This is a genomic window from Nonomuraea zeae, assembly GCF_005889725.1.
Taxonomy (GTDB): Bacteria; Actinomycetota; Actinomycetes; order Streptosporangiales; family Streptosporangiaceae; genus Nonomuraea; species Nonomuraea zeae.
The window spans coordinates 26,528-52,064 of sequence record NZ_VCKX01000052.1 but is presented as its reverse complement, the minus strand read 5'-3'; the positions used below and the strand labels follow the sequence as shown (position 1 = coordinate 52,064).

23 protein-coding genes are annotated in these 25,537 nt (G+C 71.9%); 8 read left to right on the top strand and 15 right to left on the bottom strand.

From position 1 onward, the window contains the following. Positions 1 to 25: 25 nt before the first annotated feature. Genes ETD85_RS18910 through ETD85_RS18900 form a run of 3 tightly spaced genes read right to left on the bottom strand, consistent with a single transcriptional unit; the run spans position 26 to position 3,559 of the window. Positions 26 to 772, bottom strand: coding sequence for an amidohydrolase family protein (locus tag ETD85_RS18910; RefSeq protein WP_138691050.1), 747 nt, complete (start codon positions 770 to 772; stop codon positions 26 to 28). Further along, on the bottom strand, positions 769 to 1,575 hold the full coding sequence (locus ETD85_RS18905; protein WP_138691049.1) for an amidohydrolase family protein: 807 nt from the start codon (positions 1,573 to 1,575) through the stop codon (positions 769 to 771). Before ETD85_RS18905 ends, ETD85_RS18910 begins: the two co-directional genes overlap by 4 nt. Positions 1,576 to 1,594: 19 nt before the next feature. Then, positions 1,595 to 3,559: an NHL repeat-containing protein gene (locus ETD85_RS18900; RefSeq protein ID WP_240779233.1), complete on the bottom strand. Its 1,965-nt coding sequence runs from the start codon at positions 3,557 to 3,559 to the stop codon at positions 1,595 to 1,597. Between the two features lie 84 nt (positions 3,560 to 3,643). On the opposite strand from ETD85_RS18900, the gene ETD85_RS18895 reads away from it, so the two are divergent. The 4 genes from ETD85_RS18895 to ETD85_RS18880 all read left to right on the top strand — a co-directional run bounded on the left by ETD85_RS18895 (position 3,644) and on the right by ETD85_RS18880 (position 8,444). Further along, a complete protein-coding gene (locus ETD85_RS18895; protein WP_240779232.1) occupies positions 3,644 to 4,576 on the top strand; it encodes an amidohydrolase family protein in 933 nt (310 codons plus the stop codon). Next, positions 4,573 to 5,289, top strand: a complete 717-nt coding sequence (locus ETD85_RS18890; protein WP_138691046.1) for an amidohydrolase family protein — start codon at positions 4,573 to 4,575, stop codon at positions 5,287 to 5,289. The genes ETD85_RS18895 and ETD85_RS18890 overlap by 4 nt, the downstream gene beginning before the upstream one ends. 109 nt (positions 5,290 to 5,398) lie before the next feature. Next, entirely contained in the window at positions 5,399 to 7,381 is a 1,983-nt protein-coding gene (locus tag ETD85_RS18885) for a PQQ-binding-like beta-propeller repeat protein (protein ID WP_138691045.1), read from the top strand. Positions 7,382 to 7,574: 193 nt separating this feature from the next. After that, positions 7,575 to 8,444, top strand: coding sequence for an NAD(P)-dependent oxidoreductase (locus tag ETD85_RS18880; RefSeq protein WP_138691044.1), 870 nt, complete (start codon positions 7,575 to 7,577; stop codon positions 8,442 to 8,444). Here the strand turns inward: ETD85_RS18880 and ETD85_RS18875 are convergent. The 5 genes from ETD85_RS18875 to ETD85_RS18855 form a co-directional block, all read right to left on the bottom strand. After that, positions 8,431 to 9,384 carry a dihydrodipicolinate synthase family protein gene (locus tag ETD85_RS18875; RefSeq protein ID WP_206058397.1) on the bottom strand — a complete coding sequence of 318 codons (954 nt, stop codon included), beginning with the start codon at positions 9,382 to 9,384 and terminating at the stop codon, positions 8,431 to 8,433. The two genes, ETD85_RS18880 and ETD85_RS18875, sit on opposite strands and share 14 nt — an antisense overlap. Before the next feature lie 10 nt (positions 9,385 to 9,394). Next, positions 9,395 to 10,261: a carbohydrate ABC transporter permease gene (locus ETD85_RS18870; RefSeq protein ID WP_138691043.1), complete on the bottom strand. Its 867-nt coding sequence runs from the start codon at positions 10,259 to 10,261 to the stop codon at positions 9,395 to 9,397. Further along, positions 10,258 to 11,124 (bottom strand): carbohydrate ABC transporter permease, encoded by an 867-nt coding sequence (locus ETD85_RS18865; protein WP_138691042.1) that lies wholly within the window; start codon positions 11,122 to 11,124, stop codon positions 10,258 to 10,260. Before ETD85_RS18865 ends, ETD85_RS18870 begins: the two co-directional genes overlap by 4 nt. A 19-nt stretch (positions 11,125 to 11,143) precedes the next feature. After that, on the bottom strand, positions 11,144 to 12,388 hold the full coding sequence (locus ETD85_RS18860) for an ABC transporter substrate-binding protein (protein WP_138691041.1): 1,245 nt from the start codon (positions 12,386 to 12,388) through the stop codon (positions 11,144 to 11,146). 95 nt (positions 12,389 to 12,483) lie between these two features. Then, positions 12,484 to 13,620, bottom strand: coding sequence for a DegT/DnrJ/EryC1/StrS family aminotransferase (locus tag ETD85_RS18855; protein WP_206058396.1), 1,137 nt, complete (start codon positions 13,618 to 13,620; stop codon positions 12,484 to 12,486). Positions 13,621 to 13,694: 74 nt separating this feature from the next. Here ETD85_RS18855 and ETD85_RS18850 point away from each other — a divergent pair, with 74 nt between their 5' ends. Beyond that, entirely contained in the window at positions 13,695 to 14,900 is a 1,206-nt protein-coding gene (locus ETD85_RS18850; RefSeq protein WP_138691039.1) for a response regulator, read from the top strand. Between the two features lie 17 nt (positions 14,901 to 14,917). Here the strand turns inward: ETD85_RS18850 and ETD85_RS18845 are convergent, their stop codons facing one another. The 5 genes from ETD85_RS18845 to ETD85_RS18825 form a co-directional block, all read right to left on the bottom strand. Then, complete coding sequence (locus tag ETD85_RS18845) at positions 14,918 to 15,973, bottom strand: dihydrodipicolinate synthase family protein (protein WP_138691038.1); 1,056 nt, start codon at positions 15,971 to 15,973, stop codon at positions 14,918 to 14,920. Positions 15,974 to 16,061: 88 nt separating this feature from the next. Beyond that, positions 16,062 to 17,078, bottom strand: a complete 1,017-nt coding sequence (locus ETD85_RS18840; protein WP_138691037.1) for an NAD-dependent epimerase/dehydratase family protein — start codon at positions 17,076 to 17,078, stop codon at positions 16,062 to 16,064. 78 nt (positions 17,079 to 17,156) lie between these two features. After that, positions 17,157 to 18,041 (bottom strand): Gfo/Idh/MocA family protein, encoded by an 885-nt coding sequence (locus ETD85_RS18835; RefSeq protein ID WP_138691036.1) that lies wholly within the window; start codon positions 18,039 to 18,041, stop codon positions 17,157 to 17,159. 47 nt (positions 18,042 to 18,088) lie between these two features. Beyond that, positions 18,089 to 19,897, bottom strand: a complete 1,809-nt coding sequence (locus ETD85_RS18830; protein ID WP_138691035.1) for a hydantoinase B/oxoprolinase family protein — start codon at positions 19,895 to 19,897, stop codon at positions 18,089 to 18,091. Continuing rightward, on the bottom strand, positions 19,890 to 21,890 hold the full coding sequence (locus ETD85_RS18825) for a hydantoinase/oxoprolinase family protein (RefSeq protein WP_138691034.1): 2,001 nt from the start codon (positions 21,888 to 21,890) through the stop codon (positions 19,890 to 19,892). Before ETD85_RS18825 ends, ETD85_RS18830 begins: the two co-directional genes overlap by 8 nt. A 232-nt stretch (positions 21,891 to 22,122) precedes the next feature. Here ETD85_RS18825 and ETD85_RS18820 point away from each other — a divergent pair, with 232 nt between their 5' ends. After that, complete coding sequence (locus ETD85_RS18820; RefSeq protein WP_240779231.1) at positions 22,123 to 22,731, top strand: thymidine kinase; 609 nt, start codon at positions 22,123 to 22,125, stop codon at positions 22,729 to 22,731. Positions 22,732 to 22,765: 34 nt separating this feature from the next. On the opposite strand, the gene ETD85_RS18815 is transcribed toward ETD85_RS18820, so the two are convergent. Continuing rightward, on the bottom strand, positions 22,766 to 23,170 hold the full coding sequence (locus ETD85_RS18815; RefSeq protein WP_138691032.1) for a MarR family winged helix-turn-helix transcriptional regulator: 405 nt from the start codon (positions 23,168 to 23,170) through the stop codon (positions 22,766 to 22,768). A gap of 58 nt (positions 23,171 to 23,228) precedes the next feature. Beyond that, on the bottom strand, positions 23,229 to 23,900 hold the full coding sequence (locus ETD85_RS18810) for a DsbA family oxidoreductase (protein WP_138691031.1): 672 nt from the start codon (positions 23,898 to 23,900) through the stop codon (positions 23,229 to 23,231). Positions 23,901 to 24,026: 126 nt separating this feature from the next. Between ETD85_RS18810 and ETD85_RS18805 the strand changes: the two genes are divergently transcribed. Together ETD85_RS18805 and ETD85_RS18800 are read left to right on the top strand one after the other, a co-directional pair. Next, positions 24,027 to 25,028, top strand: a complete 1,002-nt coding sequence (locus ETD85_RS18805; protein WP_138691030.1) for an ArsR/SmtB family transcription factor — start codon at positions 24,027 to 24,029, stop codon at positions 25,026 to 25,028. Positions 25,029 to 25,157: 129 nt separating this feature from the next. Continuing rightward, positions 25,158 to 25,532: a hypothetical protein gene (locus ETD85_RS18800; protein ID WP_138691029.1), complete on the top strand. Its 375-nt coding sequence runs from the start codon at positions 25,158 to 25,160 to the stop codon at positions 25,530 to 25,532. Positions 25,533 to 25,537 lie beyond the last annotated feature (5 nt).

Here is a 25,537-nt window from a genome sequence, read left to right as displayed (position 1 = left end):
GGGGGCGGGAGATCGTGCAGGCGGGTCAGCGGGCGGGAGGTCGTGCGGGCTCGTCAGGAGGCGCCAGGCCGAGCAGGCGGGCCAGGTTGCCGCCCTGGATCAGGGCGCGGTCCTCGTCGGAGAGCGGTGCCAGGACGACGCGGCCGTAGCCCGTACGCAGGTCGAGGAAGCAGGAGTCGGACCCGAACAGCACCCGCTCCGCCCCCGCCAGCGCGGCCAGTTTGGCGAGCCAGCGGCCGGTCATCTTCGAGCCGCACGTCTCAAGGAACACGTTCGGATGATCGGCCACGAGCCGGGCCGCGCGGCCGAATCCGTACGGCCAGAGCCCCACGTGCCCCATGAGCAGCGGCACGTGCGGATGCCGGGCCGCGACGGCGGCAAACTGGGCCGGATCGCTCCACACCGAGTCCGTCTGGCCGTGCGCGAGCACCGGCAGGCCGAGCCGCCAGACCGGCTCGTACAGGGGATCGTCCAGGCGGCACTGGTGGACGTCGGGATGGAGCTTGACGCCCCAGACGCCGTCGGTGACGAGCGGCGTGCGGTGGTGCGGGTTGTAGACCTGCCAGACGCCGAAGCGCCCGGGGAAGCGCGCGGCGATCTCCATGGCCAGCTCGTTGCCGCGCACGGCGTCCGGGCCGACGCCGAGCAGGTGGCTGATGCCCATCGCGGTGACCCCGATCCGGTCCATGACGGACACGAGGTGCTCGGCTGTGGGCTGCGGGATGAGGAAGTCGGGCCAGGTTCCCACGTGGCCGTGGGCGTCGAGGATCACAGCAGCGCCTCCAGCGACCCGGCCGCGATCCGGCCGACGTCCTCAGGGGGCAGGTCGAGGTGGTCGAGCAGGAAGCGCGGGCCGCAGTCGTCGGACACCGGAGCCCCCGTCCCGAACACCAGCCGACCCGCCCCGAACCTCTCGGCCAGCCATTCGACGCCGCCCTGGGTGTTGACGGTGCCGATCTCGGCCCACACGTTGGGTGCCACCGCCATCAGCTCGGCCAGCGCGCGCAGCCGGCGGTAGCCGGTGTTGAGCACGAGGATCCGCAGGTCGGGCAGGCGCTCCGCGAGGTGGCGGAGCTGGGCGGGCGAGGTCTCGTCCAGGTCGATCGCCACCGGTAGGGCGACGGCGGCCAGCAGGCGCAGGGCAGCCGGTCCCGTGAGGTCGAAGCGGTGGCGTTCCGGGCAGAGCCGAATCATCCGCACGCCCCAAGCCGCCACCTCGGCCGCCACCGCCTCCTGCGCCGCCGCCAGCGCGTCCCGTGGCACCGGCTCCGGCGCCACCGCCAGCGCGTCCCGTGCCGCCGACTCCTGCGCCGCCGGCCGCAGGTCCCGTGCCGCCTCCCGCGACCCCGGCCCGGGGTCTCCCGGCACCACCACGGGCACCGGGACGAGCCGGGGGTCTCCGAGCGCGAGCAGGGCGTCGTTGCCCGCTCGCGCGTCGGAGTAGAGGCTGAGCGTGTGGGTCACGCAGGCGCGCTCGATGCCCAACCGGTCCATCTCGGGCCGTGGATCCTGTGGCAGGTCGTCGAACGGCACGGGACCGATGAGCCGGTGGGCGTCGAAAACAGATTTCGGCACAGACCGAAATCTAACGGGGTTACGGAGTGACGGTCAAGGCCGGGCAGCGCGGGTCGAGCCTGATCCGCGCCAGGTCCCGGCCCACCAGCGCCCACGCCCGCCAGGAGCCGGGCTCGAAGTGGAGCTGCGGGTTGGTGTACCACTCGTCGCCGAGCCCGGTCGCCAGCAGCTTCTCCGTGGTGCCCAGCTCGTAGGCGTTGCCGCCGCCGAAGAACGTGGAGACGAACACCCGGCCCCTGTGCGTGGTCAGCTCGCCGTATCCGGAGAGCTTGCCCTGCCTGACCACCTGCTTGGTCGCCAGGTCCATCGCGATCCAGGTGCCCGAGTCGCGCTTGTAGACGCCGTACAGCAGGCCGTCCTGGACCTTGATGTCCTGGAACGTCCGGTGTCCGGCGATCGGGTCCACCTGCCAGAGCACCTTGCGGGTCTTGAGGTCGAACGCGGCGACGGACGCGGAGGTCTTGACCGGCGGGGTACCGCCGCCGCCGAGCACGTCGCCGCCCAGGTAGACGACGCCGCCGCGCGGGTCGAGCGAGAGGCTCATCAGGCTCTGGTCCGGGATGACGCCCTCGTAGACGTCGATGTGGCCGGTGCGGGGGTCGATGACGGACAGGGCGCCGTTCAGCTTGGCGCCGAGCGGGGCGCTGGCGACGACCAGCTTGCCGGTGACGGCGTCGTACTCGATGTCCCAGGGACGCTGCTGGCCGTGCCCGAGGAAGCCGACGCTGCGGACCTCGTCGGTACGGATGTCCATGGAGACGATCTGGCCGCTGGGGTAGATGGCGGCGTAGATCTTGTTGCCGTGCCGCACGAGGTCCTTGGGCTCGCCGGGCATCCGGAATCTGCGCCGCTCGCCCGTGCGCAGGTCGCGCACCTCCATCGAGAAGTGGCCGCCCACGTAGAGTGCGCGGTTGGGCACGAGGAGCATGCTCTGCGGGCGCTCGGAGCCGCTGGGCAGCCCGGCCTCGATCAGGTCGACGAACTCGGACGTGCCGGTGCGCAGGTCCAGCCACCACATGCCGCCGCTGCCGGCGAAGCCGAGCATGGTGTTCTCGTCGATCAGCTGCAGCCGCCTGGTCTCGTCGCCGGCGGACGGCGGGTCGGCGACCTTGGTGAACGCGGTGTCGCCCGCACGGTAGCGGTGGACCGCGCCGTCAGGGCGGGAGGTGGTGTACACGGTGCCGTCGGCGGCCGTGGTCAGCACGTCGAGCGTGCCGCTCTCCAGCGTGACGCGACGCTCGTCGGTGCCGTCCGCGCGCACGTCGATCAGCGTGCCCCCGCTCGCCGCCAGCACGCGGTCGCCGTGCAGGGTGATGGAGCCGATGCCGGTCGGGCCGGCCGCCAGCTCCTTGGTCTCGCCGGTCGCGCGGGTGATGCGGACGAGCTTGCCCTTGTCGAGCAGGCCCGCGTACACGTAGTCGGCGTCGGCGGCGACCGCGCGGACGTAGCGCTCGCCCTGGGCCAGCACGCCGAAGTCGCGCACCGCGCCGGTGGCGGGCACGTACTCCCACACCCGGCCGTCGGGGTAGGTGCCCGCGTAGAGCGTGCCGTCGGGCGCGGCGGCCAGGCTCCAGACGAACCCGCCGTTCTTCCCGAACGTCCTCAGATGCCGCACCTCACCCGTGGCCGGGTCGAAGCTGTAGAGGTCGGGCACCGGGTACGTGCCGACGTAGATCTTCCCGCCGGACACCGCCGTGGCCCATCCGCCTTCCGGTTCTCCGGTGGCGGGGCCGTCAGGGAGCGTGACGCTCCTGACAACCTTGCGCGTGGCCAGGTCGATCTCGGCCAGGACGGGCGGCTTGAGTCCTCTGGTGACGACGTACGCGTGGCCGTCGTGCACGGCCGCGCCGACGATCGCGCCGGTCACCGACGCCGGGCCGAACCGCTCCACCGCCGGCGCGTCGCAGGTCGCCGCCTGGGCGACCGGTCCCGTGAACAAAGCTGGTAAGACGGCCGCCAGGACGATCAGGATGGATCGGAGCACGGGGCACCTCACGTTCATTACTGCTCAATTTTGGCCCCGACCGTAATCTTATGCGCGCAATTCGTCAATGGCATGATGTCGGGCATGACGATTAAGGATGGGCCCGGTATCCCCTTTGACGCATGGCGGCTGGTGGGCGGGCTGGAGGTGACGCTGGACGTGGACGCGCTGTTCGGGGCGTACCCGGACCGCGACGGACCGCCCGGCACGCCCGCGTCGGTGCTGCGGACGCTGGGCGAGCATCGGATCGGGGCGGCGGCGGTGGCGAGCCTGCGGGCGGGGCTGTTCGACGTGCGCTCGGGCAACGACGAGCTGCTCGCGCTCGCCGCGTCCCCTGCGGAGAGCGGCGCTGGGCACGACCCGGGTGCGGCTCCCCCAGAGGTCGTTCCCGTCGGGGCGGTGGACCTGCGGGATCCGGTCGGCGCGGCGCGCGAGATGGACCGGCTGGCGGAGGCCGGCGTGCGGGCCGTCCGGTTGTTCCCCGACGAGCAGGGGGTCGAGGCCGGCTTCCCCTCGGTCCGCCATGTCGCCCGCCGGGCGGCCCGGCTCGGGCTGACGGTGCTGACCGGCGGTGACGTGCGCCGGTTCTGGCAGCCCTTCGCGGGCACCGGGGCCAGCGTGGTCTTCCTCGACACGCACTTCTACCACCTGGGCGACTTCCTCGTCGCCGCCGCCGACGAGCCCGGCTTCCACACCTCCACCCGCCTGCTCAACTCGCCCGACGCGCTGGAGCTGGCCGCCGCCGAGCTGGGCGCGGACCGCCTGCTGTACGGCTCCCGCACGCCCCACTACGAGCCGCTCGTCCCCCTCCTCCGCCTGGCGACCGGCGGCCTGAAGCCGGCGGAGGTCGAGGCCGTGGCCGGCGGCAACGCGCGAAGGCTCCTGTCACTCGAAACGTCCACCGAAAAGTCCACCGGGAAGTCCGCCGAAGAATCCCACGAGCCGTCCCCCCAACCGTCCCCCGAATCGTCCCCCGAATCGTCCGCTGCCGAGGCCACGAGGAGGCCGGCGTCGTGATCATCGATGTGCACGCCCACTGGGGCCCGTGGTTCTTCACCATGGACGTGGCCGAGGCGAACCTCGCCACCATGGACCGCTACGGCATCGACCGGGCGATCGTGTCCGCCACCGAGGCCGTCATCTACGACGCCCAGGCGGGCAACCGCGCCCTGGCGGCGTACCTGGAGACGCAGGAGCGGCTGCTCGGCTACGTCACCGTCAACCCGCGCCGGCTGCGGGAGGCGGAGGCGGACCTGCGCGCGTACCTGCCCGGCGGCAAGTTCGTGGGCGTCAAGATCCACACTGACTACACGGGCTCGCCGGTCGGGTCCCCGCAGCTGCGCGACGCCCTGACGCTGGTCGCCGAGACCGGCCGGCCGGCGCTCGTGCACACCTGGGGCACCTCCGTCCTCGACCTGGCCCGCCTCTGCCTGGACATCCCGGGCCTGCGGGTGATCGCCGGGCACATGGGCGCGGACGGGTTCAGGTACGCCATCGAGGCGGCCCGCGCCTGCGATCGCCTCTACCTGGAGCCCTGCTGGTCGCACGCCCCGGCGGGCCGCATCGCCGAGGTGGTGTCGGCCGTGGACCCGGCCCAGCTCCTCTTCGGCACCGACGCGACCCTGATCGACCCGTCGTCGGCGTTCGGAGCGGTCGCGGCGGCGGGCCTCACCGGCGAGCTCGCCGAACGCGTCGCCTGGCGCAACGCGACGGCCCTCTTCCAGCTCTAGCCGCCCCTGCCCGCCGGGCGCCGTGGGCGTGGGTGCGGTGCGGGGCGATCTAGACATTACGGCCCCGTCCGTTATAGCGTGCGGCAAAACTTCACAAGGGAGCCCGCGCATGATCCCCCGCCGCCGTTTCCTCCTGGCGGCCGCCGCCACCACAGCGGCCGCCGCCCTCACGGCCAACCCCGCCCACGCCGCCACCGACCCCGCCACCGACGCCGCAGCCACCGGCCGCGGTGCACCTCAGCCGCCGGAAGGCACGCTCACCGACCTGGGCCCGGCGAGTGTGGCCAGCCCGCTCGGCAACGGCGAGTTCGTCGGCGGCGTGCTGTACGCGGGCTCGCGCGGCCTGTCGCCCAACGTGGTCGGCGCGTACGATCTGGCCAAGGATTCGGTCACGGCCCATTTCGACATCCCCACCGGCGTCGGCATCTGGGCGATGTGCAAGGTGGGCACCGACGTCTACGTCGGCACCCACGCCAGATCCGACCTGTACCGGCTCAACACCACCACCGGCCAGGTCACCAAGGTCGCCGAATACCCCGACCACTACATCTGGACCATGGCCTCCTCCCCCGACGGCAAGGTCTACCTGGGCACGTCGGAGCCCGGCCGCGTATGGGAGTACGACCCGGCCACCGGCACCAGCCGCGACCTGGGCCAGCCCGCCCCCGGCGAGGCGTACGTCCGCAGCATCCAGGCCGACGCCACCCACGTCTACGCGGGCGTCGGCGCCAACGCGCACCTCATCGCGATCGACCGCGCGACCGGCGAGAAGCGCGAGCTCCTCCCGCAGGAGGTGGCCGACCGCGACTGGGTCTCCAGCATGGGCATGTCGGACACCCACCTGGCCGGCGGCATGAACTCGCTGGCCGAGCTGATCGTGCTGGAGAAGGCCGCGCCGCAGAACTACAAGGTCGTCAAGGCCACCGCCGCCGGCGAGAAGTACATCGTCTCGGTGCTGATCCACGACGGGTACGTCTATTTCGCCGGCCGCCCGTCGGGCACCTTCTACCGCTACCACCTGGCCACGGAGCAGCTGGAGGTGCTCGGCGTCCCGTATTTCGAGGCGCTCACCCACCGCCTGCTCGCCCACGAGGGCCGGATCTACGGCATCCAGGACAGCGCGGTCTTCGTCTACGACCCCGCGACCGGCTCGCTCGACTACGTCAACCTCGTCCAGCGCGGCTTCAAGGCGGCCCCCGAGGAGCCGATGTCCGTGCACTCCGACGGCAAGCGGGTCTACGTCGGCGGCAAGGGCGGGGCCGACCTGCACGACCTCGCCACGGGCCAGGTCACCAGGCTCGGCATCGCGGGCGAGCCGAAGACGCTGCTCACCGTCGGCGGCACCACGTACCTGGGCGTCTACACCCAGGCCGCCCTGTACGCGCACCGCGCCGGCCAGAGCGAGGCCGAGCTGGTCGCGCGCACCGGCAACCAGCAGGACCGCCCGCGCGACCTGGCCTACGACGCCGCGACCGGCCTGATCGTGATGCCCACCCAGCCGGAGCCGGGCCACATGAACGGCGCGCTCTCCCTGTATTCACCGCGCACCGGGACGTACACGACGTACCGCCCGATCGTGGAGCGCCAGACCGTCTACTCGGTCGTCGCCCGGCGCGGCGTCGCCTACCTCGGCACCCTGATCCAGGAGGGCCTCGGCCTGCCGCCGGTCACGACGACCGCCCGTCTGGCCGCGTTCGACCTGGTCAAGCGGAAGCTCCTGTGGCAGGTGGAGCCCATCCCGAACGCCCGCCAGATCTCCTCGCTGTCCTTCGGCAGAACCACGATGCTGTACGGCATGGCGAGCACGGGCGACGTGTTCGAGTTCGACCTGCGGCGCAAGAAGGTCACCAGGACGCTCAAGGTCGGGGCGAAGGGCGGCGAGCTGTACGTCACCGGCCGGGTCGCGTACTGCACCGACGGCGACAAGATCTACAAGATCGACCTGGAGGCGTTCACCGCGGTGGCGATCGTGGAGGGGCTGGCCGGGCAGTGGTTCGGCGGGGAGCCCAAGCTGGCGCTCGACCCCTCGCACCGGGCCCTGTTCGCCCTGCGCGGCCGTGACCTCGTCAAGGTCGCCATCTCCGGCCGCTGACCCGCCCCTCGGTCCGGGGCGCCACGAACGGCGCCCCGGCCGAGACGGCCCCACCGCCCGCTCCCACCCCGGCCGGCGCGGCCACATCGCCGGATCACACCGCGACATCGCCCCGGGCCGGCGCCGCCGGCTCACCCTGCGATCACCCGCCCCAGCCTGAGGGTGCCGGATCGGCGGATCGTAGGGTGAGGTCATGGCTACAGTCACGGTGCTGGGGACCGGGCTCATGGGTGCGCCCATGGCCCGCAATCTGCTCAGATCCGGCCTGGACGTCCGGGTCTGGAACCGTACGGAGGACAAGGCCCGGCCCCTTGAGGCCGAGGGCGCGCGGGTCGCGGGCTCTCCCGCCGAGGCGGTCGAGGGCGCCGACGTGCTGATCACGATGCTGAGCGACGGCGACGCCGTGCACGCCGCGCTGAGCGCCGCCGCCCCCGGCCTGCGCCCCGGGCAGGTGTGGGCCCAGATGAGCACGGTCGGCGTCGCGGCGGCCGGGCGGCTGGCCGCGCTGGCCGCCGAGCACGGGCTGACGTTCGTGGACGCCCCCGTCCAGGGCACCAGGCAACCGGCCGAACAGGGCAAGCTGGTCATCCTGGCCGCCGGGCCGCAGGAGGCCAGGCAGGCGCTGGAGCCGGTCTTCGCCGCGCTCGGCCAGCGCACGCTCTGGCTCGCCGAAGACGGCGCGAGCGGCGCGGGCACCAGGCTCAAGATGGCCACGGTGAGCTACGGGATCTCCCTGACCGCCGTCGTGGCCGAGGCGCTCGCCCTGGCCGGTGGCCTGGGGCTCGACCCCGACCTGGTGCGCCAGGTGGTGACGGGCGGGCCGATGGACAGCCCGTACTTCCAGGCCAAGTCCAGGGCCATCCTGGAGGGCGACTTCGAGCCCAGCTTCACCGTCCGCAACGCGGAGAAGGACACCCGGCTGATCACCCAGGCGGGCGAGTCGGCCGGGGTCCGGCTCGACGTGGTCGCGGCGGCGGGCGAGCGCCTGCGCCGCGCCGAGTCGCAGGGACACGGCGACGAGGACATGGCCGCCACCTACCACGCCAGTTTCAGCGGGAGCTAGCGACCACCACGGCCCGCTCCCCTTCCGGCAGGGGCGGGCCGTAGGGGTCGTGCGCGAACGACTCGGGGATGCGGCCCTCGGTGGCCGCCAGCCAGAGCATGCGCCGGACGTACCCCTCCATGGGCTCGGTGAACGTGGCCGCCGCGAGCCGGTCGAGCCGCCCCGACGCCTCCTCGAAGGCGCGCAGGTCGGATCCCCGGTACGCCTCCATGACGGCGGCCGTCACGCCCACGCTCGCCGCTGCGATCCCGACCAGGGCCGCCTGCGCGCCCCAGAGCAGCGACGGGCCGAACATGCGGTCCTCGCCGGTGATCGCCAGCCGGCCCGCGCGGCGGGTGAGCTCGATGGCGCGCTGGCAGCCCATCGCGTCGGACAGCAGGGCCGTCTTGAGCCCGGCGACGCCCGGATGCTCCAGGAGCGCGCGCATCGTCCCGGCCGGGCACGGGAGGGTGTAGAGGTCGAAGGCGATCATCGGCAGGCGGGCCGCGCGCCACACCTCGTCGTGCAGCGCCACCCGGTCGCCCGCGGAGGGGAACACGAGCACGCCGTCCGCGCCCAGCTCGGCCGCCACCCGCGCCTGCTCCGCCGTCCCGGACGATTCAGGCCCGGACCGCGACATCTCAGGCCCGGACCGCGACGCCTCCCGCCCGGACCGCGACTCCCCGTCCGGGTCTGGGCCGCCGCCCACGCCGACCAGCACCGGTACGCCCAGCGCGACCGCGCGTTCGATGACCGCGGCGCGGGTCTCGGACGCCAGGTACGGGCCGCGTCCCGTGTGCGCGAGGACGGCCAGGCCGGTGGCGCCGTCGGCCACCAGTCCCGCGAGGTACCGCGAGACCACGTCGAGATCGACTTCGCCCGACTCGGTCATGGGCGTGGCCGCGGCGGCGATCAGCGCGCCCCGGAGCCGGTCCCGGAGGTTTTGTGCCGAAATATCCACCCGACAGAGCTTATTTCAGCCCAGTCATCGCGATGCTGTTGACCAGATACCTCTGGAGCAGGAAGAACACCAGCAGGCACGGCACCACGGACACCGCCGTCGAGGCCATCAGCACGGACAGCTGCAGCTCCTCGGTCCGCAAGGTGGTCAGCCCCACGGTCAGCGTGCGGGTCGCGTCGCTCTGCCCGACGACCAGCGGCCACAGGAAGTCGTTCCAGTGCCACAGGAAGACGAACACGCCGAGCGTCGCCAGGATCGGCTTGGTCAGCGGCAGCACGATCGTCCAGTAGACCCGCCACTCGGAGGCCCCGTCCACCTTGGCCGCGTCGAACAGCTCGTCCGGCAGGCCCAGGATGAACTGCCGCATCAGGAAGACGGCCTGCGAGTTGGCCAGCGTCGGGACGATCAGCCCCCAGAACGTGTCCACCCCGTCCAGGCTGTTGACCAGCACGAACGTCGGGATGAGCGTCGCCTGGAACGGCACCATCATGGTGGCGAGGAACGTCCAGAACATCGCCTCCCGGCCGGGGAAGCGCTTCTTGGCGAAGGCGTACCCGGCCATGGACGAGGTGAGCAGGATGATCACCACGGAGACGAAGGCGTAGATCAGCGAGTTGACCGTCCAGCCGACGAAGCCGGACGACGACAGCACCGCCGTGATGTTGTCCAGCGTGAGCGACTCCGGCCACCGCGTGGGCACGGTGGGCCGGCCCGCCGGCGACAGCGCCACGATGAACATCGCCACGAAGGGGCTGACGGTCAGCACCGACAGCACCGCGAGCAGCGCCGCCAGCGGCCAGTTGCCCCGCCACCACGGGCGGCGGGGCCTCTGCGGCGCCTTGACCTCGGTGACGGGACGGGACGCGGTGATCGTCATGTGTTCCCCCGATCCAGGAAGCGGCGCTGGACCAGCGACACGATCAGCACGATCGCGAACAGCACCATGCCCCACGTGGCGGCATAGCCGAAGTCGAATGACCTGAAGCCGTGGTCGTAGATGCCGTAGATGAGGGTGTAGGTGGCCCGGGCCGGGCCACCGCCGGTCATCACGTACACGGTGTCGAACGTCTGGAACGCGCTGATCGTCTCGATCACCACGACGAAGAAGATCGTGGGCTTGAGCAGCGGCAGCGTGATGCGCCTGAACCGCTGCCAGGCGCTCGCCCCGTCCACCCTGGCCGCCTCCAGGTAGGAGGACGGGATCGACTTCAGCCCGGCCAGCAGGATCAGCATCGAGTAGCCGAAGCCCTTCCACACCGACACCACGGCCAGTGCGGGCAGGACCACCGACGACTGCTCCAGGAACGCGACCGGGCCGAGGTCGGCCTTGGCCAGCAGGCCGTTGATCAGCCCGTCGAACTCGTAGATCCAGCGCCAGATGATGCCGGCGAGCACGAAGCTGGTCACGTAGGGCAGGAAGAGCATGCCGCGGAACAGCCCGCGCAGGAAGACCACCTGGTTGAGCAGCAACGCCGTGCCCAGCGCCACGAGCAGGGTGAGCGGCACGTAGATCACCACGTACACGATCGTCACCCGCAGGCTCAGCCAGAAGTTCACGTCGTCGAGCAGCCGGGCGTAGTTGTCCGCGCCGATGAACTCCCACTCGCCGCCGATGTTCCAGTTCGTCAGGCTCATGCCCGCCGCCCCCAGTGAGGGGAAGATCCGGAAGATCAGGAAGAGCACGAGCACCGGCAGCACGAACAGCAGTCCGGTGACCGGGTCACGCAGGCGATGACGCACCAGGTGATTCCTTTCTCGCTCAGCCGCCGCTGCCGAGCAGCGTGTTGGCCTCCTTGGCGGCCGCGTCGAGCGCGGTCTTGGCGTCCTCCTTGCCCAGCAGCGCCGCCTGGATGTGCGGGCCGATGAGGCCCATGACCTGGCGGGCCTTCGGGTGGGTGTCGCCGGGGAAGGCGTACTGCAGTGCCTTGGCGAACTCCTTGGACGTCTCCGACTGGTCCGGCACCGTCACGTCGGTCCGCGCGGGGAAGAAGCCGGACTCCTTGGCCAGCGCGGCCGTCACCTCAGGCGAGGACAGGAACGTGGCGACCTTCTTGGCCGCGTCCTTGTCCTCGGTGTGCTTGGCCAGCACGAGGGCGCCGGGGATGCCGAACGCGACCCGCTTGGAGCCTTCGAGCGGCAGGCCGACGCCGACGTTCTCCGCGCCGATGGCGGTGGCCAGCTGGTCGACCTGGCCGGCGGTGGCCGCGTGGTACATGGCCGTCTTGCCGGCCGCGAGCGCGCCGCCCTCGATGTCGTTGCCCTTGCTGGCGACGTTCTCCGGCAGGCCGCCGACGGCCTTGAGGTCGAGCAGGTACTGCAGGCTCGCCACGCCCTCCGCGCCGTTGAACGCGACGGTCTTGCCGTCAGGGGCGAAGACGGAGCCGCCGTTGGCCCACAGGATCGGGTAGAAGCTCTGGTTGAGGCTGACCTCGGGCTTGCCCGGGTAGTCGAGGACGGCGACCTTCTTGGCGGCCAGCTTGGGAGCGGCCTCCTTGAGCTCGGCCAGCGTCTCCGGCACCTTCTCGACGCCCGCCTCGGCGAACAGCTTCTTGTTGTAGATGGGCGCCGTGATCGTCTGGTAGATCGGCACGCCGTAGAGCTTGCCGTCGACGGTCAGAGCGGTGAGGGAGTTCGGCAGGAAGGACGCCTTGGCCGGGGCGACGATGTCGTCCACCGGCTCGACCGTGCCCTGCTGGGCGTACTGCGGGATCTGGTCGGGACCGAGCACGACCAGATCGAAGCCCTTCTTGGAGACCAGGGCGGTGGTGACCTTCTCCTGACGACCCTCCCAGGGCTGCTGGTCGATCTTGAGGTCGATCGTCGCGTTCTTGGCTTCGAAGTCCTTCTCGACCTTGCCCCAGAACGCCAGGTTCTTGGCCTGGTCCCCGATGACGGGATACATCCAGAGGGTCACGGTGCTCTTGTCCGAGCCGCTGTCGGATCCGCACCCGGCGGCCGCGAGACTCAGGGCGGCCACGAGGCCGACTGCCGCTGCCTTCTTCATGGGCGGCTTCCTTTCGACTAATACCGGTCCTGACCGAAACCTAGTGAGCGCGTCTTGGCCCGGTCAATGCCTGATACATGAACGTAACTAGCCGCCTACGGGCAAGCCCGAAATTTCATCATTTCCTGGGCGATCAACTCGACGTGCGCCGGGGTGTAGTTCTCGTTCCAGTCGATGACCAGCAACGTACGGTCCACCAGGCGCTCGGCCTGCGGGCAGGCGTTCGGCTCGTAGCCGTCGAGCGGGTAGCGGGAGGAGCCGTAGATGTCCGCCTCCCACACCGGCGCCCTGTTCAGCGGCTCGGCGAGGTAGCCGGCCCGCGCCGGGATCCCGGCCGCCGCCAGATGGGCCGCCAGCTCGGGGGCGTCCCCGTCGGGGCACACGATCGGGAAGAGCCACCAGGCGTGGCCTCCGGGGTGTGGCAGGCGTACCCCTGGGAGGCCCTTGAGCGCGTCGAGCAGGAGCGCGGCGGTGTGGCGGCGGGCGGCGAGCACGCCCGGCAGCTTGGCGAGCTGAGCGCGCGCCACGGCCGCCTGGAGCTCGGTCATGCGGTAGTTGAGCCCGAACGCGGCGTGCGAGCGCCCGGCCGCGCGGTCCCACCCCTTGTCGGAGAACAGCCGCATCCGCCTGGCCAGCTCGTCGTCCTGGGTGATCGTCACACCGCCGTCGCCACAGGTGATGTGCTTCCACTGCTGGAGGCTGAGACAGCCCACCTGGCCGACGGTGCCCGCGAGCGCGCCTCCCGGGAGCTCGGTCAGCCACGCCTGCGCGCAGTCCTCGATCAGCGCGAGCCCGTGCTCGTCGGCCAGCTCGCGCAGCTCGTGCACCCTGGCGGGCGCGCCGAACAGGTGGACCGCCATGATCGCCCTGGTCCGCGGGCCGATGAGCGCCGCGACGGCCGCCGGATCGAGATTGCCGTCCGCCGGATCGACGTCGGCGAAGACAGGAATGGCGTTCTGCGCCAAGATGGGGGCCACGGTCCCGAAGTCCGTGATCGGTGTCGTGATGATCTCGTCCCCGGGATCCGGCGCGGCGGCGACGACCGACAGATGGAGGGCCGCGGTGCCGGAGCTGCAGGTGATGGCGTGGCGGGCGCCGTACATCCGGGCGAGCTCGTCCTCCAGCGCCCGCGCCTCGGTGCCCCAGACGGAGTTGAGCATGCCCGAGCGGATCACCCGCTCGGCGGCGGCCACCTCCTCGTCGCCGAGCGTGCGGCCGTCGGCTTCTGCCATGGACGGGAACTTCACGGGGTACCTCACAAGTTATTATTGCGGTCTTGACCGAAATGAGCGAGAAGGAGGCGTGCGTGGGAATCGTCATCGGAGTCGTGGGCCCGCACGATCTGGTCGACGACGTCGCGGCCGTCTGCGAGGAGCAGCCGGGCGTCAACGCGCTGCGCCTCGACTACGACCATGAGTCGCAGGCGCCCGCGATCGTCGAGGCGCACGCCTCCGCCGTCGAGGGCTGGTTGTTCACGGGCATCGTGCCCTACATGCTCTCGCGGGCCGCCGACGCCCTCACCAGGCCCGCCGCGTTCGTGGACTATTCGGGCGCGACGCTGCTCAACGCCCTCGTACGCCTCCAGCACCAGGGCGAGGACGTCACCCGGCTGTCGATCGACACGCTGCCCGCCGCCGACGTCAACGCCACGTTCGCCGAGGCGGGGCTGCCGACCGGCGAGCTGCGCACGCTCCCCTACCGGCCGGAGATGACCTCCAAGCGGGCGATCTCCTTCCACCGCAAGGGCCAGGCGCACGCGGTGATCACCTGTCTCAGCTCCGTGCACGAGGCGCTCCGCGACGAGCTGCACGTGCTGCGCCTGGTGCCCTCCGTGCACTCCGTACGGGTGGCGCTGCGCCAGCTCCTGCTGACCGCGGAAGGGCAGGCCCAGGAGGACGCCCAGATCGCGCTCGGGCTCATCGAGGTGGCCAACGAGGAGGGCCTGCTGCGCGAGGCCACGGCGCTGGGCGGCACGCTGGCCGCCTTCCGCGGCGGCACCCACCTGCTGGTGACGACCCGGGGGCCGCTGCACGACGCGACCGGCGGCTTCACGGGCCTGCCCATGCTGGCCCGGCTGGCCGCCCAGAACGACGTGGTACGCGTCGGCTTCGGCCTCGGGCGCAGCGCGGCGGAGGCGGAGAGCCTGGCCCGGCGCGCGCTGGCCAGAGCCCGCCGGATCGGCGACGTGGCGGCCGTGCTGTCGCTGCGGGCCGACACCGACATCGTCCTTGAGTCGGTGACGGCCACGCCGGCGGGCAGCCAGAACCTGTCGGTCATCGCCCGCCGGGTCGGGCTGTCGGTGCCCACGCTGGAGAAGCTGCTGGAGGCGCGGGCCGCGGCGGGCGACGAGCCGCTGACGACGCGGGAGATCGCCGACCGCCTGGCCGTCCAGCAGCGCACGGCCCGCCGCATGCTCCACCGCCTGGAGCTGGCCGGGCTGGCCGAGCGCACGGGCAACCTGACCAGCGGCTCCAGCGGCCGTCCGCTGACCCTCTACCGCCTCACCCTCTGACCGGCCACCCGCCACGGTCAGGAGAGCCAGCGGTCGAGCCCGTCCGAGACGAAGTCGTCGTCCCGGAGCCACGGGTACGCGGCCCAGATCCGGTCGATCTCCCCGAGCTGCCCCGGGGACAGCTCCTCGGCCGGGTCGAGGCACCAGCGCCCCGCCAGGAGCCCCTGGCGGCGCAGCACCTCGTGGATCCCCGGGATGCAGCCGTGGAAGCCGTTGACCGAGTCGAAGATGGCCGCGTTGGCGTCGGTCAGGTGCCCGTCCAGGGTGAGCAGCCGCCGCACGGCCGCGTCGTCGCCGGCGCGCGCCAGCTTGGCCTCCTCCAGCAGCTCCACGGCCCGCCGGACCCACACGGCCCACTGGCCGAGCAGGCCGCCGACGAACTCGACCTCCACCTCGCGCCCGTCCACCACGACCCGGTGGCCGGTGATGAGGTCGGCCAGGATGTGGTCGTCGTTACCGGTGTAGAGCGCGACCTCGCCGGCCCGCCCGGCGCGTACGACGCCGTGCAGGACGTCCAGCGTCCGGTACCGGTCGAAGGGCGCGACCTTGATGCCGACGACGGACTCGATGCCCGCCAACCTTGTCCAGAAATTTCGTGACAAGGTGCGCCCGCCCACCGCCGGCTGCAGGTAGAAGCCGATCACCGGCAGCACCTCGCCCACGGCCCTGGCCCGCTCGATGAGCGCGTTCTCGTCCAGCTCGCTGTACGGGCTGAGCAGCACCATGTGGTATCCGAGCGACCTGGCCAGCTCCGCCTCCGCGACCGCCTGCTCGGTGGGCCCGGTCGCCCCGGCCACCAGCACCACCTCGCGCTCGAACTCCGCCGCGGTGCGCGCGGCCAGCTCCAGCACGGGCGCCAGCAGGCCGGTGCCGTGGATGGCGAACTGCGTCGTGTGCACGCCCACCGCCAGCCCGCCCGCACCCGCCTCGACGTAGTAGCGGGTCAGCGCCCGCTGGCGGCGCTCGTCCAGCTTCCTGTCCTCGGTGAGCGCCAGCGGATGCGCCGGGATCACCAGGCCGCGCCTGAACAGGTCGCGCACGGACGTCTGCGCCTCTGGAGCCGTGCTGAGCACGTGAGGTCCCCCTTCTCTCGGATGTGGCACGCGGGCCGGAATGGCCCGGGTCCCGGATGTGGCATGCGGGCCGGAAACGGCGCGCGGGTCAGAAGCGGCCGTCGCGGCGCTCGAACTTGGTGGGCTTGCCGAGCAGCGGCCCGCCCTCGGAGACCCAGCGGGCGGTGTGCTCGATGAGCTCGGACGGGGTGAGCTCCGGATAGCCGAACAGCCGGTGGCAGCGCCCCGCGTTCGACAGCAGCGCGGTCGGCGCCTCCTCCCCGGCGAACACCGGCTCCTTGCCGAGCGCGGCGCCGAGCTCCAGCGCGGCCTGGCGGACGGAGATCAGCTCGGGGCCGGTGACGTTGAGTATCGCGGGCGGCGTGTCGGCCAGGGCCAGCGACCGCAGCGTGACCTCGTTGGCGTAGCCCTGCCAGACCACGTTGACCTGCCCGGTGGACAGGTCGATCGGCTCTCCGGCCAGCACCTTCTGCGCCAGGTCGACGAGCACGCCGTAGCGCAGCTCGACCGCGTAGTTGAGGCGGATGAGCGACAGGCGCGTCCCGTACGTCTCGGAGAAGTGCGTCAGCACCCGCTCCCTGCCCAGGCAGCTCATCGCGTAGTCGCCGACCGGCCCGGTCGCGGAGTCCTCGGTGCTGCCGCCGCTCGTGACGGGGACGAGCGGGTAGACGTTCCCGGTGGACAGGGCGGCGATCCTGGCGTCCCTGAACCGGTCGGCCACCCGTCCGGGCAGGTAGGCGTTGGTGAACCAGGTGGCGTGCTCGCGCCCCTGCGTGCCGAACTTGGCGCCGACCAGGAAGACGACGTTCGGCGCTGCCGGCAGCTCCTTCAGTGCCCGCTCGTCGGCCACGTCGGCCGCCACCACGGTGGCGCCCTCCTCGGTGAGCGCCTCGGCGAGCCCCGGCTCGGAGAACCGGGACACGGCGATGATCCGCCGCTCGGGCCCCGCGGCCCTGGTGGCGTTCAGTGCCAGGCGCACCAGGCTGGGCCCCAGCTTGCCGCCGGCGCCCAGGATCATGATGTCGCCGTCGAGCCTGCTCAGATCCTCGACGAGCCCGGCGCTCGGCCGCGCCAGCCGCTCCTCGAGTTCCGCTGTCGTCCGCACGCGCGTTCTCCTCCGTCTGTTATTTACGGTCCAGACCGTAACTGTCTCAGACTTCGGCTGTCAACGGGGCGGCTGAGGTCAGGCGCTTTCTCGGGCGCGGACCAGCACTTCCAGGATGGCCCGGGTCTGCTCCCACGGCACCGGGCTGGGCGCGCCGGCCAGCATCGAGAGGAACGCGTCGATCGTCCCTTCGTACCCGAGCCCCTTGAGCGGGTCGTCGCCGCTCTCGATCACGATGGTCTCCGAGCCGTCGCGCCGGTGCAGGGTGAGGGTGTAGGACTCGCCTTCGGAGACGCCGAGGATCTCGACCGTCCCGGTGACGCCGCTCCCCCACTGCAGCGCCATGACGGCGGTGTCCTCCGAGCGCAGGTTGGTGTAGTGCCGCCTGGCCCCCGCCGCGCCGGCCAGCCGCACGTCGGGGCCGAGCAGCGCCACCAGCAGCTCCACGCCGTGCACGCCCATGGTCACCATGGTCCCGCCGCCCTCGCCCGGCGTGTCCTGCCAGGCGTTGTAGCCGGTGTCCCAGATCCCCACGTCATGGCGTACGGTCGCGCGCACGGCCAGCAGCTCCGCCGGATCGATCCGGATCCCCGCGAAGGCGGGCGCGAAGCGCAGCACCGAGCTCGACAGCACCCGCTCGTGGATCTCCAGCCGGTCGAGGGCGTCGAGCTGGGCCCGGGAGGCGGCGGCCGGCTTGTTCACGAAGCACGGCACGCCGGTCTCCAGCACCCGCGCCAGCGCCTCGGGCACCTGCGGGTTGGGCACGGTCAGCACCACGCCGTCGGGGCCGGTGGACAGCGCCTCATCGAGGCTGCCCGCCACCTTGGCCCCCGGGTGCTCGTCTGTGAAGCGCCGCAGCCGCTCGGGATCCTGCTCCCACACCACCAGCTCGGCGTGCCGGGTCAGGGTGCGGGCATCGGTGTACGGGTGGCTGGTGGCGAGCCCGGCGAGAGCAACACGCACGATCGTCTCCCCTTCTCATCGGAAAAGGAGACCATCATGGCAGCCCTTTACAGCTCGTCCACCTCCGCGAACGTCCGGCCGCCCGACAGCTTGGCGTATCCGGGCCCCCGGTCGAAGAACCGGTCGGCCGGCGGGCGCAGGTTGGCGCGGAGCTCGGCCGTGGCCCGCTCGTCGATGCGGTCGCCGTCGAGGACCACGCCGTAGTCACCGAGCGCGCCCGCGATCGACACCTTGCCGTCGCGCACGTCGGCGGCCACCGACCGGGGGTCGCGGTCGTAGGGCGAGCCCCAGCCGCCGCCACCCGTGGTGCGGATCCTGATCAGCTCCCCGGCCTGCACCGGGAGGTCGTCCACGAGCCCTTCCATCTCCTTGCCCGCGATCTCCACCCGGAACGGCCGGCCGGCGAGCCCGCCGTTGACCCCCCAGCACGACAGGATGGAGCGGTCGGCGATGGACATGTACGAGGCGTCCCTGAGCATCCTGATGTGCTTGTCGTAGCCCAGGCCGCCCCGGTACATCCCGGGACCGCCCGAGTCGCACGCCAGCGCCAGCCGCTCCACCCTGAACGGCCAGCGGGCCTCGGCGAACTCCACGGGGATGTTGCGCGAGTCGGGCACCACGTGGATGGTGTCCTCGCCGTCGGCGTACCAGCGGCCGCCGGAGCCGCCGCCCAGGACCTCGCGCATCAGGTAGGGCGAGCCATCGCCGTCGGCGCCGTAGACGCCGGTGTAGCGGATGGTCTCCTGGTCGGCGGGCATGCGCCCGCCGGTCGCCTTGGCCAGGACGCCCGCGAGCACGCCGAGCAGGCGCAGGATCACGAACGTGCGGGCGTTGGTCGGGGCCGGGAAGACCGGGGTGAGCAGCGTGCCCTTCTCCGGGAAGACCATCTTGATCAGCGGCACGACGCCCTCGTTGACGTCCAGCTCCGCCATCCGCTCCGGCGTGTCGGCCAGGTTGCGCAGGATGGGGGCCAGCCACTTCTTCAGGAACACGCCGTCGGCGTAGTCGCCCGCGTGGTTGATCGGGCCCTTGGCCTGCGGCGAGGTGCCGGTGAAGTCGATCGTCAGCGGGCTGTCGTCGGCGTGGTCGACCGTGAGCGTGATGCGCTGCGCGTGCAGCCTGGGCTCGTCCACGCCGTCGTGCTCGGCGTAGTCCTCCCAGACGTACGTCCCCTCGGGGATCTTGGTCAGCAGCTCCCTGCGGAACGTCTCGGTGGTCTTGCCGATGATCGCGTCGAAGCACTCCTCGACGGCCTGCCTGCCGTAGCGCTCGAACAGCTCGCCCAGCCGCCGCGCCCCCATGATGCAGGCCGAGCACTCGGCGTCCAGGTCGCCGGACAGCGAGTCGGGCATCCTGGAGTTGCGGGTCATGATGCGCAGCGCGGCCTCGTTCGGCACGCCCTGGTCCCACAGCTTGATCGGCGGCACCATCAGGCCCTCTTCGAAGACCGACCTGGCGTGCGAGGGCATCGAGCCGGGCACGCTCCCGCCGATGTCGTCGTGGTGGCCGAACGCCTGCACGAACGCCACGACCTCCCCTTCGTGGAACACCGGCACGGTGACGCACAGGTCGGGCAGGTGGCCGATGCCGCCTTCGGAGAGGTAGACGTCGTTGTGGAAATAGACGTCGCCCGGCCGCATCGTCTCGACCGGGAAGTCGCGCACGACCGGCTGGACGAGCGCGCTGTAGGAGCGGCCGGTCAGCTTGCGCAGCCGCACGTCGTGGATGCCGGCGCGGAAGTCGTGCGCGTCGCGGATCATCGGCGAGCGGGCCGTGCGGGCGATGGCCGTCTCGACCTCCTTCTCCACGGAGGCCAGGGTGCCCTCGACGATCTCGACGAGGATGGGATCAGTCACGTCTGACCTCCACGTTTCCGTAGGCGTCCACGGTGGCGGTGAAGCCGGGGTGGATGGGGATGGTCGAGCCGTACTCCTCGATCACGGCCGGGCCCTCGACCTTGGCGCCGGGCCCGAGGGCCGCGCGCTGGTGGATCGGGGTGTCGCGGGTCTCGTCGAAGTGGACGGGGCGGACCGACGTGGCGCCCGTGCCGGCCTTCTCCAGGGGGCGGATGGCCGGGCGGTTGATCGGGCCGATGCCGGAGACGCGCAGGTTGACCCATTCGACGCCGTGGCGGGGGTCGTCGCGGTAGGCGTACCCGTAGAGCTTCTCGTGGGCCTCGTGGAAGCGCTCGACCACCTCGGCCTGCCAGTCGGTGTCGATCTCCCCCGCGGGGGCGCTGACGCGGACCTCGTACGCCTGGCCGTAGTACCGCAGGTCGGCGCTGCGCAGGTACACCGGGTCGTCGAAGCCCTCCCGGTCGAGCGCCTCGCCCGCCTGATGCTCCAGGTCGTGGAAGATCTCGGCCGCCTTGCCGAGCGAGAGCTCGCGGGTGACGTACGTGCGCACGTAGTCGTTCTTGACGTCCACCGTGAGCAGCCCGAACGCGGAGACGTTGCCGGGGTCGCGCGGCACGACGACGGCCGGCAGGCCGAGGATGTCGATCAGCCGGCAGGCCAGCAGCGGCCCGGACCCGCCGAACGTCACCAGCGGGAAGTCCCGCACGTCCAGCCCGCGCTTGACGGTGAGCTGCCTGATCGCGTTGCTCTGGTTGAACGCGCTGATCTCCAGGATGCCGGTGGCGGTCCGCTCGGGCGTGAGGCCGAGCTTGTCGGCCAGCGCCTGGATGCCGGTGCGAGCGGCGTCCACGTCCAGCGGGATCTCCCCGCCCAGCAGGTGGGGAGGGATCCGGCCGAGCACCACGTGCGCGTCCGTCACCGTCACCTCCGTGCCGCCCCTGCCGTAACAGAGCGGCCCCGGGTCGGCGCCGGCGGACTTCGGCCCGACCTTCAGCGTGCCCTCGGGCGAGATCCACGCGATCGAGCCGCCGCCCGCGCCCACCGTGACGATGTCGATCATCGGGATCTTGCAGGGGTAGCGGCCGACCGAGCCCTCGGTGGTGATGGAAGGCTCGCCGTCCACGACCACGGCCACGTCGGTCGAGGTGCCCCCGCCGTCCAGCGTGATCACCGAGGGGTGCCCGGCCGTGGAGGCGATGAGCGCGGCGCCGAGCGCCCCGGCCGCGGGACCCGACAGGACGGTGCTGATGGGCTGGTTGACGACCTCGCGGGCCGACAGGACGCCGCCGTTGGACTTCATGACGGAGAACGGCATGCCGAGCCGGTTGGACAGGCTGGCGATGTAGCCGCGCATGGCCGGTTTGACGGCCGCGTCCACCAGGGTGGTGACCGAGCGCTCGTACTCGCGGTATTCGCGCAGCACGTCGCTCGACAGCGAGATCACCGCCTGCGGGTGCTCGCGCCACAGCACCTCGCGCATCCGGCGCTCGTGCTCCGGGTTGGCGTAGGAGTGCAGGAAGCAGACCCCGATCGCGGTGACGCCCTTGCTCTTGAACCAGCGGGCCACCTCGGTGGCCTGCTCCTCGGAGAACGGCCGCACCTCCGCGCCCAGGTGGTCGAGCCGCCCGCCGACGGTCTTGACCAGGTGCACGGGGACGATCCTGGGCGGCTTGACCCAGAAGTAGGAGTTGCCGTAGCCGTCGGGCACGCTCTGCCTGGCGATCTCCAGGACGAACTCGAAGCCCTCTGTCGTGATGAAACCCAGATTCTCGATCCGGTCCTCGAGCAGCCGGTTCGTGGCCACGGTGGTGCCGTGCACGATCGAGCTGACGTCGAGGTCGCCGAGCTTCTCGATGCCGGCGACGAACCCGTCCGCCGGGTTGGCGGGGGTCGAGGGTGTCTTGGTGGTGAAGATCTCACCGGACTGCTCGTCCACCGCCACGACGTCGGTGAAGGTGCCTCCGGTGTCCACTCCGATACGGACGCTACGCATGGCTCCTCAGCTTCGGCGACGGCCGAGCGTCGATGACTCGGGGCGCGTTCTCTGTGACGGCATCTGGCCGAGGCACCACCATCTCATGCGACCTGACCTGCTTGGCGGCGATGGGGTGTCGGTGACCACGGTTCCTCCTGATAACTCCAGGGGAGAAATGTCCCACGAGGTCATGGAACAAGCCAAGCCACTAAGCTGGCGGCCCGTGACCCAATCGTCTGCCTTGTCTGCCGTGCCGTCTGGCGCCAGGGACGCCGTACTGAAGTTCTACTTCGGCCCCATGGACTGCGGGAAGTCCACTTTGGCACTCCAGATGAACTACAACCACGGCCGCCAGGGCCGGCGCGGCCTCGTGCTGACCAAGCACGACCGCTCCGGCGGCCCGAAGATCACCAGCCGGATCGGGCTCGGGCTGGAGGCCATCGAGGTGGAGGACTCCCTCGATCTCGTCCGCCTGGTGACCGGGCACGCCCGGGTCGACTACCTGATCTGCGACGAGGCGTGCTTCTACTCGGTCGAGCAGATCGAGCAGCTCGCGGACCTGGTGGACGAGCACGGCATCGACGTCTACGCGTTCGGGCTGGCCTCCGACTTCAGGTCGGTGATGTTCCCCGCGGCGCAACGGCTGTTCGAGCTGGCCGACGAGGTGTGCCGGCTGCAGGTGGAGGTGCTGTGCTGGTGCGGGCGGCCCGGGCAGCTCAACGCGCGGGTCGTGGGCGGGGCGCTGGCGCGTACGGGCGAGCAGGTGGTCATCGGCGACACGGACGCCTCGCCCGTGCGCTATCAGGTCCTCTGCCGCCGCCACCACCGGTCGGGACAGCTCGGCGAAGGCACCGCGTAGCGGGCCCCCGCCTCGTGGCAGCCTGGGAGATGCGTCACACCAGGCGGCCGAGCAGGTCCCGCAGCAGGCGCGCGTCGTCCCCTGGGAGCCCGGCGAGGAACGCCTCCTCGGCCGCGTCCACGGCGCGGGCGGCCCGCTCCAGGGTGTCGCGCCCGCGCTCGGTCGGCTCGACCATGTTCTTGCGCCGGTCGCCGGGATGCGGCCGGCGCCCCACCAGCTCCTTGCGCTCCAGCGCGTCCACCAGGGCGACCATCGTGGTCCGGTCGATCCCCAGCCGCTGCGCCGCCTCCTGCTGCGACAGCGGCTCGGGCGTGCCCAGCACCGACAGGACCGCGAGCTCGCGCCCGTCGATGCCGTAAGGCTCCAGCGCCGGGCCGGTCAGCTCCGCCAGGCGCAGGCCGGCATGCTTGAGCAGGTAACCAAGGCGAGGTCTCGACACCTCACGATTCTCCCACCCCGGCGCCGCCGCTCCCGCGAGCGTGCCTCTGCCGACCCGCTCAGACGGCGCAGAAGCCGTCGTCGTCGCACCCGTCCGCCGGGGCCGCGAGCTGGGTGATCGGCGTCTGCCCCGTGCGCTCCGCCACCTCGTCGATCGCGGCCGCGAAGGCGTCTTCGGGCTGCGCGCCGGAGACCGCGAACTTGCCCTCGAACAGGAACAGCGGCACCCCGGTGATCCCGAGCGCCCGCGCCCTGCCGAGCTGCTCGCGCACCTCCTCGTCCCCCGCGCCGTCGTCCTCGACCCCGGCCTCCGCGGCCAGCTTGGCGAGCACCCCCGCGTCGCCCACGTTCTGGGCCTCGGCGAAGTACGCGCGGAACAGCCGCTCGGCCATCTCCTCGCCGCGCCCCTGGCGGGAGGCGACCTCGATCAGCCGGTGCGCCTGGAGCGTGTTGGCGCTCACGGCGTGCTCGTAGTCCATCTCCAGGCCCTCGCCCGCGGCGGCGGAGACGACCCGATCGGTCATCTGGCGGGCGTTCGGCCCGAACTTGCGCTCCAGCGCCGGGATGAGGGGCTCGCCCTCCACCGGGGCGTCGGGGTTGAGCTGGAACGGCCGCATCGTCACCTCGATCGTGCCGCCCTTGGCGCGGAACCGCTCGGCCGCCCGCGCGAACCTGACATGCCCGATGTAACACCAGGGGCACACGACATCAGAGAAAATCTCCACCTTCATACCTGGGGTCAACCCGCCGCCCCCGGCGCCGATTCCCCGCCTCCACCTGCCGCGCTTTCGGGCGCCGGCCCCGGTATGAAGCGAATCGAAACCCGCTCGATCTAGCCTCGCCGTGGAGGTGAGCGGATGGAGACCCTGCGCATCCATTTCGGGCGCGAGGATCTGACCCGGGTACGCCTGGCCGCCGGGTACGACGCGATGTGGGAGCTGGTGCTGAGCGTGCACCAGATCGCGTTCCCGGCCCAGCGGACCCCCTTCTTCGCCGGGTGGCGGCGCCGGGCCGGCGGCACGGTGAGCGCGGAGGGGCTGGAGCCCGTGGTGCGCGGGCTGGCCCGGCTCGGGCCGGCCGCCGCGTACTTCCCCGACTTCCTCACCCCGGCCGGGCAGCGCTCCTGCGTCGGTGAAGGACTGGAGGCCGTGCTGTCCACCCCGGTCGCGCGGATCCGCGCGGAGGTCGGGAAGCTGGCGGCTCTCCACCGCCGGCCGCCGTCCTGGTTCGGCGACCTGGCGGACGGGCGGCCGGGGGCGCTCGACCGGCTCGGCCGTGCGGTGCGCCGCTACCACGACGCCGTGCTCGCGCCGTACGAGCGGGAGCTCGCCGCGGCCGTCGGCGCCGACCTGGCGGGGCGAACGCGGGAGCTCGCCGCGGGCGGCGTGGAACGGCTGCTGGCCGGCCTGCACCCGTCGGCGCGCTGGCGGTCGCCGGTCCTGAGCGTGGACTACGCGGTGGACGCCGACCTGCACCTGAACGGCAGGGGGCTGCTGCTGATCCCGACCCTCTTCGGGGTGCACAACCTGATCACGCTGGCCGATCGCGACCAGGCCCCGGTGCTGGTCTACCCCGTCCGCCGGGAAGCGCTCTGGGAGCTGCCGGACGGCGCGCAGGGCCGGCTGGACGTACTGTCGGACCTGCTCGGCCCGACCAGGGCCGCCGCGCTGAACGTGGTGGACGAGGGGCTCACCACCACCGCGCTGGCGGGCGCGCTCGGGGTCAGCCCGTCGGCGGCCAGCCGGCACGCGACCGCGCTGCGCAAGGCCGGGCTGATCAGGACCGTCCGGCGGGGCCAGCGGGTGCTGCACAGCCGCACGCGGCTGGGCGAGGCCCTCTTCAGAGGCGACAGCGGATAGCAGGGCGGAGTGGCCGCCGCAAGGCTTTGCGCGTGGGCGCAAGGGCTTCAGCGCACGGGGACGGGCCCCGCAGACTGCACGGGGACGCCCGCCGGGGGGCCGGCGGGGCCTGATCGATGGAGGTCGACGATGGGCAAGCGCACATTCTTCGCAGGGGGACGGGGACCGGCCGCGGCGGCCGGGATCCTGCTCGCGGCCGCGTCCCTGCTGCCGGCACCGGCCGCCGCCGCCGCCACCGGCACCGGCACCAGCGCCGGCGCCCTGCTCAAGCGGCCGCCCTGCTACACCAGCGGGGACCCGTCGCTGAAGCCCGGCGCCCGGAATTTCGTCCTCTACTACAAGAACTGCGGCAGCACGACCTATGTGTGGGTCTGCCCGGCGGTCACGTTCTGGTTCACGACCACCGTGCTGCGCGACCGGAGGAAGGTCGTCGGCGCGGGCGAGTACGTGTACTGGGAGATGAAGGGCGAGAAGCTCCGCGAGTACACCGTCAAGTTCTGCTGAGTGAC

Excerpts from the sequence above, each read along its gene's own strand:
- ETD85_RS18895 (WP_240779232.1), top strand. The coding sequence starts at position 3,644 with ATGACGATTAAGGATGGGCCCGGTATCCCCTTTGACGCATGGCGGCTG.
- ETD85_RS18885 (WP_138691045.1), top strand. The coding sequence starts at position 5,399 with ATGATCCCCCGCCGCCGTTTCCTCCTGGCGGCCGCCGCCACCACAGCG.
- ETD85_RS18880 (WP_138691044.1), top strand. The coding sequence starts at position 7,575 with ATGGCTACAGTCACGGTGCTGGGGACCGGGCTCATGGGTGCGCCCATG.
- ETD85_RS18870 (WP_138691043.1), bottom strand. The coding sequence starts at position 10,261 with ATGACGATCACCGCGTCCCGTCCCGTCACCGAGGTCAAGGCGCCGCAG.
- ETD85_RS18860 (WP_138691041.1), bottom strand. The coding sequence starts at position 12,388 with ATGAAGAAGGCAGCGGCAGTCGGCCTCGTGGCCGCCCTGAGTCTCGCG.
- ETD85_RS18855 (WP_206058396.1), bottom strand. The coding sequence starts at position 13,620 with ATGGCAGAAGCCGACGGCCGCACGCTCGGCGACGAGGAGGTGGCCGCC.
- ETD85_RS18825 (WP_138691034.1), bottom strand. The coding sequence starts at position 21,890 with ATGCGTAGCGTCCGTATCGGAGTGGACACCGGAGGCACCTTCACCGAC.
- ETD85_RS18810 (WP_138691031.1), bottom strand. The coding sequence starts at position 23,900 with ATGAAGGTGGAGATTTTCTCTGATGTCGTGTGCCCCTGGTGTTACATC.
- ETD85_RS18805 (WP_138691030.1), top strand. The coding sequence starts at position 24,027 with ATGGAGACCCTGCGCATCCATTTCGGGCGCGAGGATCTGACCCGGGTA.
- ETD85_RS18800 (WP_138691029.1), top strand. The coding sequence starts at position 25,158 with ATGGGCAAGCGCACATTCTTCGCAGGGGGACGGGGACCGGCCGCGGCG.